Genomic DNA, 17523 nt, shown 5'->3' on the forward strand with positions numbered 1-17523 from the left:
GCTTACACCCTTTATATTCCATATTATATTTTATTACATTGTAACATCCTTGCTTCCGGATACTTTGAAGAATACCAGAAGTGATATTACCGTTGTCAATGTCAATATACTTGCAAGAGCCGCCGCCGGTCCGTAGCTTGCTCTTATTACTTCATTATAAATGGCTACAGACATTGTCTTGGTCTTTGAAGTATATAACATAACTGAAGAACTCAACTCATTTATTATTGTTATCCAACTCAAAATAGCGCCTGATGCCACTCCCGGAAGCATCATCTTTGCTGTAACCTTTACAAAGGATTTTGCAGGAGTATCTCCAAGACTTACAGCGGCCTCTTCCATACTTGGGCTTATCTGATAGAGTATAGCAGAGCTTGAGCGTAATGTATATGCCAATCTTCTTATCACCAAAGATATAATTATTATAAATGCCGTACCTGCAAGCATCAAAGGCTGATGATTAAATGCTATCAAAAGAGTTATACCCAGAACAGATCCCGGTACTATATACGGGAACATTGCTATACTGTCTATAGCTGATGTGAGAACACTTCTTCTTCTGACTGTAAGATATGCTATCAACATTCCCAAAGTTATAATGATTACAATTGCAAAAAAGCAGAATAAATATGTATTTGTTACTGCCGCCAATGCCTTATCAGCAACTTTTTTGTAACTTCCCAATGAAAAGCCGTCCACAAACACCTGCATCTTTGTTGCCTTAAATGATGTATATACCACCATAGCCTGCGGAATTATAGAAAGACCGGCAAGTAGATATATGTACACATAAATAAGTACTTTAAAGATTCCCTTCGGCTCCTTCGGCTGTATAGGTCTTATTGAGCTCATTGTAAATGATTTTGTATTTATATACCACTTTTGTAAGAAGAACACCAAGGCGGTTATAATTATCATTATGGTGGCCATACAAGCCGCAAAGTTTGCAGATCCTCCCGACTCACCTACGAACTCCGAATAAACAAGAGTAGGCATAACTCTGTATCCCTCACCTATAAGAGCCGGTGTTCCAAAATCCGCCATACAGTTCATAAAAACCAAAAGTGCCGCCGCAACAAGTGTTGGGGTTATAAGAGGCATAATAACCGTAAATACCTTTTTAAGTCCACCGCAACCCAGGCTCTCTGCAGCCTCTGAAAGTGCTACGTCTATCTTTTTTAATGCACCCGATACATAGATATAGATAAACGGATATAGTTTAAGTGAAAATACCAAAAGCATTCCGGCAAATCCGTATATTGAGGGCATACTTATTCCAAGTGATTTTTCCAAAAACTTTGTAACACTTCCGTTTCTTCCAAGCAAAAGTATCCATGAATACGCACCGATAAAGTTCGGGCTCATCATTGATATAATAAACAATACCTCCAAGATACCCTTTCCCTTTATCTTATAAAAAGACATAAAATATGCTAAGGGAACTCCTATCAAAACAGCTATTACAGTTACACTAATTGTAAGTTTAAAAGAATTTACAAGTGCACTTGTATAATATTTCTTTGAGAAGAACTGAATATAGTTCATCAAAGACCATACACCGCTTTTACTGTCTTTAAAACCGTCTAAGAACAGGCTTAGTAAAGGATAAATAAGGAAAATCGCAAAAACTATAATTATTAATATCGTAACTATATTCCAAAAATCTAATTTAATCTTCTTACTCAGCATACTTTACCACATCCTTTATAAGACTCTTTTCCATATCCTTTGTAAATATATTGATCTTCTTCTTGTTCGGAAGCAGTTTTATACTTTCTTCCTCATCAAATATTCTGTCCGCCTGACCGAGGTCTTGAGAGTATTCAATACTTGGCTGATCATCAAGTACCATACCGGGTGCAAACTCAAGGAAATAGTTGGTATATTTTCCAAGGAAAACTCTGCTTAGAATCTTACAATCAATTCCGGTTTCAGAAATAGAAAACTCCTCAGGTCTTACAGATATTACTACTTCTTCTCCATCCTTGGCTTCACTTGATATATTGTCCATAAATATACTGTATCCGTCATTAAATACTACTTTGTAGCCTCCATCCGCACTCTTTAGAGTTCCGTGGAAAAGATTTGAATGTCCGATAAATGTTGAAACAAATGCATCATAAGGTCTGGCATAGATATCCTGCGGACTGCCTATCTGTCTGATAATACCGTCTTTCATTACAGCTATTCTGTCCGATATCGCAAGCGCCTCTTCCTGATCATGAGTTACATATACTGTAGTTATTCCTATCTGCTTTTGTACATCTCTTATGGCACTTCTCATTTCTATTCTAAGCTTTGCATCAAGATTTGAGAGCGGCTCATCCATTAAAAGTACCTGCGGATGTATAACAATCGCTCTTGCAAGTGCAACTCTTTGTTGCTGTCCGCCTGACAACCTCTCAGGCAGCCTGTCCTGATACTCTTCTATCTTTACTATCTTGAGTATCTCATCCACTCTTTGTTTCATCTCTGCCTTAGGTACTTTTCTTATCTTAAGCCCGTACTCTACATTCTGTCTTACTGTAAGATGCGGGAAGATCGCATAACTTTGAAAAACCATTCCTATATTTCTGTTTTGTGCCGGCGTATCATTTATAATTTTATCATCAAATGCTATTGTACCGCCCTCTATTGAGTTAAATCCCGCTATCATTCTCAGTAATGTTGTCTTTCCGCAGCCTGAAGGTCCAAGCAGTGTAAAAAACTCTCCGTTTTTTATAGTGGTGGACAGATCCGGTATTATTGTTATATCACCATATTTTTTTACAACATCTTTTACATTTATACTAACGCTCATCTTTTTCTCCTGATATATAGTTATTCTTTCCGGTTAAAGAAAGAGCTGCCGCCAACACAACTCTTACAAGCTATATCTAAGTCTCTTTAGCTTTTACTTGTACTGTCCTGTATTATGCAGCAGCTTTTCCATAATTTATTTTGTAAATATTTCTTTGAACTTATCCAACCACTCGGACTTATGCTCAGCTGTATTGGTCTCGTCGTCAGTGATAACCTTGATTTCACTCATAGGCTTCATAGCATCGCCTGCTTCAACGTCTTTTCTGATACTTCTACGATACTGTGTATTATTCATAAATTCCTGTGTCTCTTTACTTGTCAACCAGTCAAGGAAGATCTGAGCACTTCTCTCATTGGCACAGTTCTTTATTATATATGCACCGTCTCCTCTAAAGATAACACCTTCATTCATGTATACCACTTTTACAGGCGAACCTGCTCCTACATACTGTGCAGCACCCTGCTCAAATGTAAGTCCTACCGTATACTCACCGTCCGCTACTCCCTTATAAACTGCTGATGAACCTCCAAGAAGCTTTCCGTCCAGCTGGTCTACAAGCTTATCTACATAGTCCCATCCCTTATCAGGATCACCGTTACCCATAGCATACAACATATTAACAAGGTGCTCAAATGATGAAGATGACGCTGACGGTTCTGCAAAAGCTATCTTTCCCTTAAGCTCAGGATTTAATAAATCCTCATAGCCTTCAACCTTTATATCTCCTATCAAATCTGTGTTTACCATGATTACAGAAGGTATTGTATCAAATCTTGTAAGATTGCCCTCTTTATTCTTGTACTCATCATAGAATGCATCTTCATTTGCACATTTGTAATCTGCAAAATACTCACTCTTATTCTTTACTGTACCGATTGTTCCCGACCACAGTACATCAGCCTGTGGGTTATCAGCCTCTGTCTCGATTCTTTTAAGAGCATCTCCTGTTCCCATTGCAAGGCACTCCGCCTCTATTCCGGTTTCCTCTTCAAACTTTGTGATCATCTCGTCGATCATAGACTCGGTCAAAGGACTGTATATAACAAGCTTTCCTGTTTCTTTAAGATCACCGTCCTTTGTATCCTTGCTTTCAACCTTAGCATCGGAACTTGCAGTTCCCTCACTCTTTTGACCTGAACAAGCCATAAGACTAAAAGCAGTCATAGCTGCCAAAGATATTGCAATTACTTGCTTTTTCATAAATATTCCTCCATTACGCAAAACTTATATAGTGATTATATCTGTATAAAATAGTAAAATAAACCCAATAATAAGTCGATATATCCAAAATTCTGAACAAGATAAAAAGAATAACTTATTAAGGAATTTAGGTGATGAAAATGAGAGAAGAATATGATATAAGTATCTTGAAATATCCCGTACTCAAATTAGATACAATATTAAAAAGCTGCAAAGGGGTGATTTTGATTAAAAGTAAGGAGAACTTTATGGATCAATACATTTGTAATTATCGAACTATCGGAGAAATATCTACTACAGATATCAGTTTTTTACCGTCAGTCTATAATTTTTATAAAGATGATATTATTATGCCGAAGAAATCACTTGATGATATGATCTTACTTCTTTCCAAAGATTATGGTCTGACTAAAGTATTATATAGTGAACTTGACAGGATGACAGCAGAGTCAGCCATATCATTGATTAATTATAATACCCACGAAAACAATCTGAATATTCCTACTAATGATATTTGGCAACTTCCACAAAATTTGTCAACTTCCCACTTTTATAAGGATTTTTATGAGAGATTTGTAAAAATCGGAGATTCTCCTAAGATTATATTGATTTATATACCGGATAAAGATTACTTTATGTCCAATTCGTCTTTTTTTGAAACTGCAATTTATGTTTATAGAGGAATAAACGAAGATGATTTTAATAAAAAAGGGCCGCAATATAAGCATTATCTCAACAGTATGTTTTTATTGAGTGAATCTCTAAAAATGCAATATTAAAAACCGACCGTGAAAACTTTTTTTCACAGTCGGTTTCTTTATTTTCTACATTATTCATCGCCCGCATTTCTTGCAGGGCAACCGAGACTCTGCCATGTAAGATATGCAATAATAAACTTATCAATATCTCCGTCCATTACGGCACTTACATTTCCGCTTTCCGCTCCGGTTCTGTGATCCTTTACCATTGTATATGGCTGCATTACATAGGAACGAATCTGATTTCCCCAGCCTATATCCTTTACATCACCTCTGATATCCGAAAGCTTCTCGACATTTGCCTGCTGCTTTAGCATAAAGAGCTTTGCTTTAAGCATCTGCATAGCCTTGTCCTTGTTTTGGAACTGGCTTCTTTCATTCTGGCACTGTACTACCACACCTGTAGGGATATGTGTGATTCTTATAGCTGAAGAAGTCTTGTTGATATGCTGACCTCCGGCACCTGATGAACGATAAGTATCTATTCTCAAATCATCCGGGTTGATATCCACGTCAAGGTCTTCCTCTATATCAGGCATAATGTCACAGGACACAAATGATGTCTGACGCTTTCCTGCCGCATTAAAAGGCGAGATACGCACAAGTCTGTGCACACCATGCTCACTTCTAAGATAACCGTAGGCATTTAAACCGTTTATCTGTAATGTTACAGACTTTATACCTGCCTCATCACCTTCAAGCATATCAAGAACTTCTACACTGTAGCCTTCCCCGGCGGCCCATCTTGTATACATTCTATAAAGCATTGAACACCAGTCACAGGACTCGGTTCCGCCTGCACCTGCATTAAGTTTCATGATGGCATTTGAAGAGTCATATTCACCTGTAAGAAGTGTAGCTATCTTCAGTTCGTCTATCTCTTTTGTAAAGGCTTCAAGCATACCTTCTATCTCAGGTATAAGGCTCTCATCATTTTCCTCATAGCCCATCTCTATAAGGACTCCGATATCTTCGTATTCAGACTTTAACTTATTATATTTTTCGACAGTATCTTTGAGCTGTTTTGCCTCTCTTACTATCTTGGTACTCTCCTTCGGATCATCCCAAAATGTAGGCTCTTCCATAGCACGATCAAGCTCAATTATCTTTTTTTCCTTACTGTCCAAGTCAAAGTGAATCCCTCACTTCCAGCAATATTTTTTCGTAGGATTGTAGTGTGGTTTTAAAACCGTCTAATTCTACCATTTGCTCACCCACTTTCATTATTTTCTAAATATCCAAATGAATATCAACGACATTATATTAAAGTTTGGGGATTCTGTAAACAGGGAGCTTCCATCTGCTACGCTATCTTCCAGCTTACCGCCAATTCTCTGGCATTTATAAATGTTTTGTAGATTCCTTCCTGCTTTATCAGCTCTTCATGCTTTCCTTCCTGTACTATTTTGCCCTTATCTATAACCACTATCTTATCCGCATTTCTGACGGTCTTTAATCTGTGGGCTATCATTATTACCGTCTTTTTTCTGGTAAGTTCCTCTATAGCCTGCACAAGTTCCTTCTCATTCTCCGGGTCTACATTTGCGGTGGCTTCATCAAGTATTATAATAGGCGCCGATTTCATCATAGCTCTGGCTATTGAAATTCTTTGCTTTTCTCCACCTGAAAGAGAGGCTCCTCCCTCTCCTATCACAGTGTCATAACCCTTATCAAGCTTCATTATAAAATCATGGCAACATGCCTTCTTTGCCACTTTTATTACCTCATCCATACTTGCATCCGGATTTCCGAACCTTATATTATTTGCAACAGTGTCCTCAAACAGATAAACACTTTGAAAAACAAAGCTGAAGTTTTTCATCAGAGAGTCCATACTGTAATCACGCACATCCTTGCCTCCAAGCTTTATACTTCCGCTGTTGACATCCCAAAATCTTGCCATAAGCCTACATAATGTGGTCTTTCCGCTTCCGCTAGGTCCTACTATCGCAGTAGTGGTTCCCTCCTCTATATGCAAAGATATATTATTTATAATCTTTCTTTTATCGTATGAAAAATCAACATCTTCCAAATCTATATTACAGTTTTCAGGAACTATATCATCTCCGTTTATATCCATAGGATTTATTTTTAAGATGGAATTAGCCTTTTCTATAGCTATATTTACACTTCTTATAAGAGCCGAGAAACTTCCGGCACTGTCAAGTGCCGAATACATCATAAAGGCACATATAAGCATCATAATACAGTCTTCAAGACTCATGCTGTTATTTATATAAAAATATATGGAAACCGCCACCAGACATACACCTGTAGCCTTTGTAATAATTATCTGCAATGCCATAAACGGAAGCAGCCTTTTTTCCATTTGAAAGTTTACATTTGAGGCATTTTCTATAGCCTCTGTCAATTTTTTATTTTCTCCTCCATACAGTGAATATGATTTTATCTCAGACATACCCTGCACATACTCCAACACTGAGGAAACCATAGTTCTGTCCGCATTGTCCTTGCTTTCAGATACACTTAGTGCTCTGTACTGCAGATATCTGTTTGTAGCCAAAAATATAAGTAAACCGGTAACGGCTATAAGAGCAAGACGATAATCAAAGGTAAACATCATGCAGATTATAAGTAAAGTTGTAAGAAGTCCTTGAGTGGTCATCATAACTACCTTGGTCGCAACATCCGCCAAAGCCTCCATTGTATTTGTAGTAACTGAGGTAATATATCCCAGACTGTTTTCATTAAAATACCCCATAGGAATATATCTCATATGTTCCGCAATCTCTATACGCTTATTTGCACAGGTACCATATCCGGCCTCTGTCTGCAACATTGTGGTTTTTGCTTTTACTATTATGGTAAAAACTATACTTATAAGTAAAATCCCCAAACTTATATAGCCTGTATTTGTATTTACACTTCCCCCTACTATCGCCTTTATCACCACATAGGTTGCAGGTATACGCAAAGCCTCAAGGAAAGCCATCATTACTCCCAGCACTATAGATATATAAAATTTCTTTTTATTTACATTTCCGCAAAAATCAAAAAACTTTTTTAATACTTCTATCATACTCTTCTCCTATGCCCTGTCTTTTACTTCTATATGTGCTTCCCACATATCTTTGTAAAGTTTACTGCTCTTTAATAATTCTTCATGAGTATTTGCAGCTTCCACTTTTCCGTCATTTATCACATATATTTTATCCACATCCTTTATAGTACTTAATCTGTGAGCTATCACAATCATTGTTTTATTCTGTGACAGCTTTGCCACAGCTGATTGTATCAATGCCTCATTTTCAGGATCGGTATATGCGGTAGCTTCATCCAGGATTATAAGCTTTGCATCCTTTAACATCGCCCTTGCTATGGAAATTCTCTGCCTTTCACCACCTGATAGATGTCCTCCGGCACCTCCTACAACAGTTTCATATCCGTCACTCAGATTCATTATAAAATCATGACATCCGCTTTTTTTAGCAATCTCTTCCACCTCTTTATCACTTGCTTTCGGATTTCCAAGCCTTATATTCTCTCTTATACTCAAATCAAATAAATAATTGTCCTGTGATACATAGGCTATAAATTTGTTTTGCACATCTAAGGGTATTTCCTTTGTATTTACTCCACCTATTAAAATATTTCCCTCTCCGGTATCCCACAGACCCGCTATAAGCTTTGCTATTGTAGACTTTCCGCTTCCGCTTGGACCTACAAGTGCCACAACATTTCCGTCATCTATTTTCATATCGATACCATGCAAAACTTCTTTTTTATGATAGCCGAAGCGAACAGCCCTAAGCTCTACATTAGCATTCACTAACTTGCGTTCGAAATTTTTAGGCCTTTCCATATCTTTTTCTTCCATCACACTGCTGATTTCAGACATAATAGTGCCTACCTTGGCAAGATCCTCGGCAAAAGCCGAACATGTAATAAGTGGTGCTACGATTCCAAAAGACAGTATGATAATAAGTACAAATACCGAACCTAAAAGACTTCCCTTATTATAAAGATATACTCCTATCGGCAAAATTCCTACCAAGGTTGCAGGCAGCAAAGACATTGCCGTAGCCGAATACCGGATACATTCCCTCATCCATTCTATAAAGCAATCCGCTCCCTCCTTGGCAGCCAGCACAAATTTATCGTAGGAACTCTGCGCTTTTCCAAATACCTTTATTACCTCGATACCGTTGATATATTCCACTGCGGTATCATTTAGCACCTTTGTTTTTACTATAGTATTATTATATCTTTCATCCATATTTTTAAACATTCCCATATAGGCAATTATACCCACGGGAACAGTTATAAGGGATGCCAATGCCATTCTCCAATCCAGAAAAAACAAATAAATCACTATACATACAGGTCCTAAAATATTGGCTGTAAGCTCAGGTATCATATGTGCGAGGGTAATTTCCATGCTGTCAACTCTTTCAACTATGATATTTTTTAGTGAGCCTGAAGGAATATCCTTTACATAGCCCAAGGGAAGTTTATAAAGTTTTTCACAGAGATTTTTTCTTATATCGGCAAGCATTTCAAAAGTTATTTTATGCGAAATAAATGTTGATATATTATGAAATAATATTCTAGAAAGCCAGGCAATCATTATAACCAGGCATAAATTAAGATATATGGAATAATCCTTTACTCCCTCCAAGAGATTTACCATTATATTGCCTATTATAAAATAAGGTGCCATCGCAAAAAATACTCCAAGTATTGCCGCACTTACAGATATAATATACCATCCCCTCTTTTGTTTAATGATATTTTTTAACCATGTAAAATCATATCTTTTCTTCATACTCAATTCTCCTTATCATATTTTAATCCAAGTAATCTGTCCCAACCGGCTGCATAAAAATCCTGCAGACTGTTTACATATTCTATGGCATCATCCTTGCCAAAATCATGTGCAACGGTCTCAAAGATTCCGTTTAATAAAGAGCTTGCCAGCATATGACACAAATCCACTCTTATATTTCGGACAATGTAGCCCTCTTCCCTAAGCACATCCATAAATTTAATGCTGCTTTCCACCTCCATATCTACAAGATTGTCTACATAATGTTCATAACTTGAACCGAACCCATAACATACTATCAGCTTAAAGCTGTCAAAGTATTCATATATTATGTCCATTATTTCCTCCATTCCCTGCTCCGAAAAACTATGCATGGAGGATATCTGTTCTTTAGGGGTGGAATTTCCGAACAAATCCAGCTTATTTTTAAAGCCGTTTAGAAGTTTATCCGCCCCCTCTTTTACCAGAATACTGAAAATCTTATTCTTATCGGCAAATCTGCTATAAAGCATTCCCGTAGTACATCCTGATTTTTCAGCAATAACCCTCATGGAAGCATTCATATATCCCTGCTCCATAAACTCTTTTTTTGCAATTTCAAGTATTTTTAATTCAATATCTGTATCTTTCATAAGCCTCTCCATTTCTTATAACACTGTTATTATAACGCTGTTACAGAAAAATGTGAACTAAAAATAAGCCACATTTTTAAAATTAATGTAGGTTTTTATAGCAATCAACAAAAAAGAGATATGACTTTTCAGCCATACCTCTCTTTATTCATAAACTGTCTAATACAAAGTATTTTTAGACAAATCAAATCTCTTTTGATTTTCCATATATTATCTGTTTAATATCTCCATAAACTCATCACCTGTAATAGTTTCCTTCTCATACAGGAAATGTGCTATTTCTTCCAGCTTTTCCCTGTTTTCCATAAGTATCTGAGCAGCTTTCTCATGCTGTTCCTTTACTAATGCCACCACCTGCCTATCTATTATAGCCGCAGTTTCCGCCGAAGCCGCCAAAGAAGTATCACCTCCAAGGTACCTATTGTTAACAGTCTCCAGCGCAACCATATCAAAGTCCTTACTCATTCCGTATCTGGTAATCATAGCTCTTGCAAGTTTGGTAGCCTGCTCTATATCATTTGAAGCTCCGGTGGAAACATCACCGAACACCACTTCCTCTGCCGCTCTTCCACCGGTAAGCGTGGCTATTTTATTTTCAAGTTCCGATTTTGTCATCAGATAATGATTGCCCTCATCCACCTGCATAGTATATCCAAGTGCTCCTGAAGTTCTTGGAATAATGGTTATCTTTGTAACCGGTGCCGAATTTGTCTGCTTTGCGGCTACAAGTGCATGTCCTACTTCATGGTATGACACTCTCCACTTCTCGGCATCAGTCAATATGGAATTTTTCTTTTGATAGCCTGCAATAACCACCTCAATACTTTCTTCAAGATCCGACTGATTTACAAACTTTCTGTTATCTCTAACCGCCCTAAGCGCAGCCTCATTTATAATGTTTGCAAGCTCCGCACCCGAGGCACCTGAAGCCATTCTTGCAATCAGCTTAAAGTCAACATCATCTGCAATCTTTATCTTCTTAGCATGAACTTTGAGTATTTCCTCTCTACCCTTTAAATCAGGAAGTTCCACAGGTACTCTTCTGTCAAACCTGCCCGGTCTTGTAAGCGCCGGGTCAAGTGCGTCAGGTCTGTTGGTAGCCGCCAAAATCATAACACCTGAATTTCCCTCAAAGCCGTCCATCTCTGTTAAAAGCTGGTTGAGAGTCTGTTCTCTCTCATCATTTCCGCCTATCTGACCGTCTCTTTTCTTACCTATAGCGTCTATCTCATCAATAAAAACGATACATGGTGCTTTTTCCTTTGCCTGTTTGAAAAGGTCTCTTACCTTTGAAGCACCCATACCTACAAACATCTCAACAAACTCAGAACCTGACATTGAGAAAAAAGGAACATTTGCTTCACCTGCTACAGCCTTTGCAAGCATTGTCTTACCTGTTCCCGGAGGTCCTACAAGAAGTATGCCCTTTGGCATTGAAGCACCTATATCCTTGTATTTACTCGGATCATGTAGGTAATCCACTATCTCGGTAAGATTTTCCTTAGCTTCATCCTCACCTGCCACATCTCCAAATTTAATTCCTTCTGAAGACTTAACATATACTTTGGCACCGGATTTGCCCATATTCCCAAACATCAAAGAGTTTGCACTGTTTTTATCAAACATTCTTTTTGAAATTCTGTTCCAAAGAAAATAGAATAATGCCAGCGGAATAATCCAGCTCAAAAGCGCATCCACAAAAGGTGAATCTTTTCTGACTATTTCACTTGAAAACTGTACTCCTGCATTATGCAGTCTGTCTGTAAGTCCCGGATCATTCATAAGTCCCGTCTTATATACCGTCTTATCATTGGTTCCTGTAAAAAGAATTTGATTTGTCTGTATATCAACTTTCGAAATCTCTTTATTCTCAGTCATGGTCATAAATGTACCATAGTCTACCTGCTTTATCTGCCCTTCCTTTATAAACGGAAGTACCATAAAGTTTATTGCCGTCATTATTATCAAGACTATAAAATAATAATACAAAAACGGCCTTCTGTTTTTGGGATCATCTATCATATTACCTCCTTTTTTTGATAATGTAATCAACCTTGTTTACTTTTATCCAACCGGTTTTAAGGGGTTGTTGTTAGCACTATATCACCTTGAGTGCTAAATGTCAACGTAAATATATGATTAGATTGTATACAATCTAACCATATACCAATCTTTATGCTACTTTTTCAAATTTTATTTGAACTTTGAAAAGATCACCATCTATAATTATATCAAACTTTCCGCCTTGTAGTATTGTCAAAGACTTTGCTATAGAAAGCCCAAGTCCGCTGCCTTCAGTGGTTCTTGATACATCACCTCTTACAAATCTTTCTGTAAGCTCATCAGGTCTTATATTTAGCGGATTTTCAGATATGTTTTTTATAACGAATGTTGCTCCGGTATTATCTGAAATAATATCAATATAAATTCTTGAATTCTTAGCCGCATACTTGAAAGCGTTATTATAAAGATTTTCCAAAACTCTCCAAAGATGTCTTCCGTCGGCCTTTATCATCACTCCACCTGAAGGAGTATTTGAAATAATAGACAGTCCTTTTTCACTGAACTTTTCTTCAAACTCTCCGTTTGTCTGGTTTATCATCTCTACCAAATCAATATCTCTTAAATCTACCGATATATTTCCGCTTGAGACCTTACTTGCCTCCACCAAATCTTCAGTCAGATTTTTCAAATGCTGTGATTTAACTGAAAGTATGTCCAGATATTCCTGTATTTTGGCATTTTCAGGTTTTTCTCTCTTTATAAGATCGACGTAATTTATGATAGAAGTGAGCGGTGTTTTAATATCATGTGACACATTGGTTATCAAATCGGCTTTTAATCTTTCACTCTTTACCTGATCGTTGATAGCCCCCTGGAATCCCTTACTTATATTATTGAGATCCTTTACAACACTTGCCTCTCTTCCGGCAAACTCGTCCTCATTGAGTCTGTATCTTGTATCTCCGCTTGCAATCTCTTTTATAGCTTCGGCAATACTGTCAAAAGCTATAGCCGTCTTGTAAATCTTATTAAATATAATAAAATTTACAACTAAAAATATAATAAAGCAGATGAATATCATCAATCTTCCAAGAAGTCTCTTTTCATTTATTGTTGTTACAAGGAAAAATGTAACCGCAATAAAATCCACAAGCATCAAAGCAAGAAAGTTTGATCCCCATTTTTTCTTAAAGCTTCTTTTTAACATATATACGGAAAAACTTTCCTTAATCACTTTTGTGTATGAGTTTTTCCATAAAAGTCCGGCCTTATACTCTCTTACAATTGAGAATACGATGGGTAATGCAACAATATAAACAGAAGCGTAATTCAGCATCTGATTTGCAAAATTCCAATATTTTTTTTCTATATAAATATGTAATACTTTCTGTCCTATAAAATTGTTTGCGGCAAAAACTAAAACTATTCCGAAGGTCAGTAACAGTATTTTTACTTCAACCGGTATAATATCAAAAAGCTTATTTATTTTTATGCCCTTTCTACCCTCACTGTGACCGCTGAAAACAAGAAGATAAGCCATACTTAAAGCCATCAAAATAAGCCCTACCGTAGCAGATACCAATCCTATAGAATATGCTCTCCTCTGCCTCAAATAATCCACATTGGCTAAAGCATATGTATCTGTAGCGGTATATAAGGTATTCACGGCGATATATACTTTATAAGGCTTAGGCAGTTTATCTGTAAGTTTTTCCGCCTGATAAGACAACTCTTTGGGTATCTCACTCAAGTTCGTTTCCACCATCATTCCCTGTGAAGACGTTATGGCGTACTTTCCGTATTCATAAACACTTTTAATATTAAGTGTTCTGTCATTTGTGTATACAACATCACCATACTCAAGTCTGTACCTGAAATTTGAAGGGGTAAGAATAAATCTTTCATAGGCATTGTAATATTTTGAAAGCAAAACAAGACTCTCTGTTATAATAGTCTTCATACTTATATATGCATCACCGGGTTCAACAAGACCTGAAGTATCCGCATATATTCTGTAATTAACAAAATATGATGTATCTTCTATCTGATTTACCAGACTTTGGTCTACAATACTGACCTGAAAATGCTCATCTATATAAAATCCATGTCGCTTGGCATACTCTATTATTGCACCTACAGTAAAATCCACATCATTGCTTGGACCCATATTCAAACCGAATATATCTTTATTTATGTCAAATTTCCCGTCCGTTTCAAAGATATTCTTTAAATTTGCATATGAAAAAAGCAATGAAATATCGGAGTCAAACTGTGTTCTGAATGCAGGAGAGTCATCATACTTCTCCGCATTTATCCACAGCAGACCCCTATTGAAATTTTCATTACAATAAATAATTGAAATACCTATAACAAAAACTATGAAAGCCGCTATATGTAATATGGTTACCCATACTTTCATCCTGCTTTTTGATAAAAATGTATTCTTATCCATATCAGCTTTGTTTTTCAATCTTGTATCCTACTCCCCAGACAACTTTCAAATATCTTGGCTCCTTAGGATTTAACTCTATTTTCTCTCTTATATGTCTTATATGTACAGCCACGGTATTATCTGCTCCGATAGCCTCTTCATTCCAAATCTGCTCATATATTTCGTCAATGGAGAACACCTTTCCGGCATTCTTTGCAAGAAGCAAGAGTATATTATACTCTATAGGTGTAAGCTTTATCAGCTCTCCCGCAATTGTAACTTCCTTAGTCTCATCGTCAATTTCAAGGTCACCTACAACAACCTTTTGTGACTCAGGCACAGACATATTTCCAAGTTTTTTATATCTTCTAAGCTGACTCTTTACTCTTGCAACAAGCTCAAGAGGATTAAAAGGCTTTGTAAGATAATCATCCGCACCGATATTCAGTCCTAAAATCTTATCCGCATCCTCAGATTTTGCCGAAAGCATTATAATAGGCACAGTACTGTTCTCTCTTATCTTCATCGTAGCCCTTATTCCGTCCAGTACAGGCATCATAATATCTATTATAAGCAAATCAACTCTGTGTTTTGCCATCAATTTTACCGCTTCTTCACCATCATAGGCTGTAAGTACTTCAAAGCCCTCCCCAGAAAGATAGATTTTTATTGCATCTACTATCTCTCTGTCGTCATCACATACCAATATTAATTCCATCGTTCCACCTTTATATCTTGATTTGATTTTTATTTTAATTTAGTTTAAATTATAACTGTTTACATTATACCATTTGTTTTAATATAAAAAAATGAATATTTTCTAACAGTTTTGTAGTTTTATAATTATAAACCAAAAGTGTTAATTTTTTGTGTCTTGTAAAGGAAATATATGAATAGAGATGAATATTTTTTAAAAGAAGCCATAAAGCAGGCAAAAAAAGCCGGAGCTATAGGTGATGTTCCTATAGGTTGTGTGATTGTTTTTGAAGATAAGATAATAGCAAGAGGATATAATAGAAGAAACAAGGACAAGAGTACACTCTCTCATGCTGAAATTATTGCAATAAAAAAGGCCTGTAAAAAGCTTGGCGATTGGAGGCTTGAAGATTGTACCATGTATATCACGCTCGAACCCTGTCCTATGTGTGCAGGTGCAATAGTCCAGTCCAGAATCAAAAAGACAGTTCTCGGCGCCATGAATCCGAAAGCCGGATGTGCCGGTTCCATTATAAATATTTTACAAACAAACGGCTTCAACCACAAAACGGAAGTAGAACTTATATCAGGTCCCCTTCAAAATGAATGTTCCGGTATGCTTACCGCTTTTTTTAAATCCTTAAGGCAGAGCAAATCATAAAAATAGCCGGGACTGTCAAAATGTATGGTCAGTCCCGGCTTTATACTTACTCTTCCACTATCTTCGCATCTTTTATTCTTCCATATGTATTAGGGCCTTCTTCATAAGTCTCAAATACACCTTCCACAGTAACAAGAGTATCTTCTTCAGGACAGTTTTCATGTCTGTTCATTTTTTCATCCGCCCAAAGAATTTCCAATCCCTGTGCACAACATGCCGCCGCATCTTTTATCATACAGAAATGATAGTATACATCTTTATCATTGCTGTATGAAGAATAATAGTTTCCTCTTATTTTAAAGCTCTTGCCTATATATGACTTGGGGTCTATCATCATCTGATATACTGTGGCATATACCATATCTGCACCCATAACGGTCAAATCATAGTCTACATCTCCATCTTTTTTTACAGATTCACTCTCTGCCTCTGTACTGTTCTCATTTATATTACTCTCATTTGCTATTTTGCTTTCAGCAACCGTCTTTTCATTATAGGCTTTACCGGCACTGCCGCATCCTGCCAGGAGAAGGCAGGAAAGCACTATTATAAACCTCTTCAAAAGTATTTCCTCCTTTGTTTATTATGTCTATTATTATATTTTCTTCACCTAAATATGTACAGTTAAAATTTATATACTTTTTTTAAAATAATTGTTGCTTATTTTTCGTCAATTGATTATCAACCCCCTTTTACTGTATAAATTCAACTAAATACCTTGTTTTATGTGTATTCTTACAATGTTTTTGTTGACCTAAATTTTTTTTAGTTTGCTATTGATTTGCTTTGTTAAAGGTGCTATATTATAGATACCTAAAAAAAATTTAGGTATTCAAATAATAAAGGAATGGCAATAGTGATTTTATGAATAGAGATGATTTAACTTTAGAATCTTTGGTAATGATTGCACATGGTATAGCCAGACATTTTGGCAGTGATTGTGAAGTCTGTATTCATGATTTACAAGCTGACGATCTAGAGCACACTATCTGCTATATCATCAATGGTCATGTATCGGGAAGAAAAATTGGTGACGGTGCTTCAAAGATAGTTCTCGGAACTCTTGAAGCCTTAAAAAAAGGGGAAAACGTAAGTGATCACCTCGGATATAAGACTCATACAACCGACGGCAGGATATTAAAATCTTCCTCCGTATTCTTAAAGGATGAAACCGGTAAATACAGATTTATTCTTGGTATAAACCATGATATGACAAATTTCATAAATGCTCAGGCAACTCTCTCAAGTATAGTTGAGAATTTTGAAGCTGCCGAGGAAGACGTTTATGGACAAATCCCACTTAGTGTAAATGATTTACTTGAAAATCTGATAGAACAAAGCGTAAGGATTGTAGGAAAGACACCTGCCCTTATGACAAAGGATGAAAAGATTAAGGCCATTAAATTTTTACAGGATGCCGGTGCTTTTCTCATCACTAAGTCAGGGGACAAGATTTCCCAATTTTTTGGAATCAGTAAATTCACGCTGTATAGCTACATTGAACAGGCTAAGACAGTTAATGAATAATAGCATTTTTGCTAAACAATTTAGG

The 17523-nt window shown here is 36.6% G+C and carries 14 protein-coding genes; 3 read left to right on the forward strand and 11 right to left on the reverse strand.

Annotated elements, in window-relative coordinates; all coding sequences use genetic code 11:
* Window positions 1-33 precede the first annotated feature (33 nt).
* The 3 genes from EHV10_RS03150 to EHV10_RS03160 all read right to left on the reverse strand — a co-directional run bounded on the left by EHV10_RS03150 (window position 34) and on the right by EHV10_RS03160 (window position 4003).
* On the reverse strand, window positions 34-1689 hold the full coding sequence (locus EHV10_RS03150; RefSeq protein WP_128673372.1) for an ABC transporter permease: 1656 nt from the start codon (window positions 1687-1689) through the stop codon (window positions 34-36).
* On the reverse strand, window positions 1679-2800 hold the full coding sequence (locus EHV10_RS03155) for an ABC transporter ATP-binding protein (protein ID WP_128673373.1): 1122 nt from the start codon (window positions 2798-2800) through the stop codon (window positions 1679-1681). The genes EHV10_RS03150 and EHV10_RS03155 overlap by 11 nt, the downstream gene beginning before the upstream one ends.
* A gap of 135 nt (window positions 2801-2935) precedes the next feature.
* A complete protein-coding gene (locus EHV10_RS03160; protein ID WP_128673374.1) occupies window positions 2936-4003 on the reverse strand; it encodes an ABC transporter substrate-binding protein in 1068 nt (355 codons plus the stop codon).
* 248 nt (window positions 4004-4251) lie between these two features.
* Here EHV10_RS03160 and EHV10_RS03165 point away from each other — a divergent pair, with 248 nt between their 5' ends.
* Window positions 4252-4782 (forward strand): hypothetical protein, encoded by a 531-nt coding sequence (locus EHV10_RS03165; protein ID WP_128673375.1) that lies wholly within the window; start codon window positions 4252-4254, stop codon window positions 4780-4782.
* A gap of 50 nt (window positions 4783-4832) precedes the next feature.
* Here the strand turns inward: EHV10_RS03165 and prfB are convergent.
* From prfB to EHV10_RS03200, 7 genes are all read right to left on the reverse strand, one after another.
* Window positions 4833-5967 (reverse strand): peptide chain release factor 2 gene (prfB, locus tag EHV10_RS03170; RefSeq protein WP_128673376.1). Its coding sequence is split into 2 segments (ribosomal slippage): window positions 4833-5891 and window positions 5893-5967, totalling 1134 coding nucleotides; the frame shifts between segments, so codons are not numbered across the junction.
* A 97-nt stretch (window positions 5968-6064) separates the two neighbouring features.
* Window positions 6065-7801: an ABC transporter ATP-binding protein gene (locus EHV10_RS03175; protein WP_128673377.1), complete on the reverse strand. Its 1737-nt coding sequence runs from the start codon at window positions 7799-7801 to the stop codon at window positions 6065-6067.
* A 9-nt stretch (window positions 7802-7810) separates the two neighbouring features.
* Window positions 7811-9547, reverse strand: a complete 1737-nt coding sequence (locus tag EHV10_RS03180) for an ABC transporter ATP-binding protein (RefSeq protein WP_128673378.1) — start codon at window positions 9545-9547, stop codon at window positions 7811-7813.
* Between the two features lie 2 nt (window positions 9548-9549).
* The gene (locus EHV10_RS03185) at window positions 9550-10179 is read right to left on the reverse strand and encodes a TetR/AcrR family transcriptional regulator (protein WP_128673379.1); all 630 of its coding nucleotides are present in this window, start codon (window positions 10177-10179) and stop codon (window positions 9550-9552) included.
* Between the two features lie 210 nt (window positions 10180-10389).
* Window positions 10390-12201 (reverse strand): ATP-dependent zinc metalloprotease FtsH, encoded by a 1812-nt coding sequence (ftsH, locus tag EHV10_RS03190; protein WP_128673380.1) that lies wholly within the window; start codon window positions 12199-12201, stop codon window positions 10390-10392.
* Between the two features lie 151 nt (window positions 12202-12352).
* Window positions 12353-14635, reverse strand: coding sequence for a sensor histidine kinase (locus tag EHV10_RS03195; RefSeq protein WP_128673589.1), 2283 nt, complete (start codon window positions 14633-14635; stop codon window positions 12353-12355).
* A gap of 1 nt (window position 14636) precedes the next feature.
* A complete protein-coding gene (locus tag EHV10_RS03200; RefSeq protein WP_007595650.1) occupies window positions 14637-15332 on the reverse strand; it encodes a response regulator transcription factor in 696 nt (231 codons plus the stop codon).
* Window positions 15333-15503: 171 nt separating this feature from the next.
* On the opposite strand from EHV10_RS03200, the gene tadA reads away from it, so the two are divergent.
* On the forward strand, window positions 15504-15971 hold the full coding sequence (tadA, locus tag EHV10_RS03205; protein WP_128673381.1) for a tRNA adenosine(34) deaminase TadA: 468 nt from the start codon (window positions 15504-15506) through the stop codon (window positions 15969-15971).
* 46 nt (window positions 15972-16017) lie between these two features.
* Here tadA and EHV10_RS03210 read toward each other — a convergent pair whose 3' ends face one another.
* Window positions 16018-16533, reverse strand: coding sequence for a hypothetical protein (locus tag EHV10_RS03210; protein ID WP_243116046.1), 516 nt, complete (start codon window positions 16531-16533; stop codon window positions 16018-16020).
* Between the two features lie 302 nt (window positions 16534-16835).
* On the opposite strand from EHV10_RS03210, the gene EHV10_RS03215 reads away from it, so the two are divergent.
* Window positions 16836-17498 (forward strand): helix-turn-helix transcriptional regulator, encoded by a 663-nt coding sequence (locus EHV10_RS03215; protein WP_128673382.1) that lies wholly within the window; start codon window positions 16836-16838, stop codon window positions 17496-17498.
* Window positions 17499-17523: the final 25 nt, after the last annotated feature.

Origin of the sequence: Lachnoanaerobaculum gingivalis, from assembly GCF_003862475.1 — a bacterium.
GTDB lineage: Bacteria > Bacillota > Clostridia > Lachnospirales > Lachnospiraceae > Lachnoanaerobaculum > Lachnoanaerobaculum gingivalis.

Coding starts and splice junctions, on each gene's coding strand:
- EHV10_RS03150 (WP_128673372.1), bottom strand. CDS start 1,689: ATGCTGAGTAAGAAGATTAAATTAGATTTTTGGAATATAGTTACGATA.
- EHV10_RS03155 (WP_128673373.1), bottom strand. CDS start 2,800: ATGAGCGTTAGTATAAATGTAAAAGATGTTGTAAAAAAATATGGTGAT.
- EHV10_RS03160 (WP_128673374.1), bottom strand. CDS start 4,003: ATGAAAAAGCAAGTAATTGCAATATCTTTGGCAGCTATGACTGCTTTT.
- EHV10_RS03165 (WP_128673375.1), top strand. CDS start 4,252: ATGGATCAATACATTTGTAATTATCGAACTATCGGAGAAATATCTACT.
- EHV10_RS03175 (WP_128673377.1), bottom strand. CDS start 7,801: ATGATAGAAGTATTAAAAAAGTTTTTTGATTTTTGCGGAAATGTAAAT.
- EHV10_RS03180 (WP_128673378.1), bottom strand. CDS start 9,547: ATGAAGAAAAGATATGATTTTACATGGTTAAAAAATATCATTAAACAA.
- EHV10_RS03185 (WP_128673379.1), bottom strand. CDS start 10,179: ATGAAAGATACAGATATTGAATTAAAAATACTTGAAATTGCAAAAAAA.
- ftsH (WP_128673380.1), bottom strand. CDS start 12,201: ATGATAGATGATCCCAAAAACAGAAGGCCGTTTTTGTATTATTATTTT.
- EHV10_RS03195 (WP_128673589.1), bottom strand. CDS start 14,635: ATGGATAAGAATACATTTTTATCAAAAAGCAGGATGAAAGTATGGGTA.
- EHV10_RS03200 (WP_007595650.1), bottom strand. CDS start 15,332: ATGGAATTAATATTGGTATGTGATGACGACAGAGAGATAGTAGATGCA.
- tadA (WP_128673381.1), top strand. CDS start 15,504: ATGAATAGAGATGAATATTTTTTAAAAGAAGCCATAAAGCAGGCAAAA.
- EHV10_RS03215 (WP_128673382.1), top strand. CDS start 16,836: ATGAATAGAGATGATTTAACTTTAGAATCTTTGGTAATGATTGCACAT.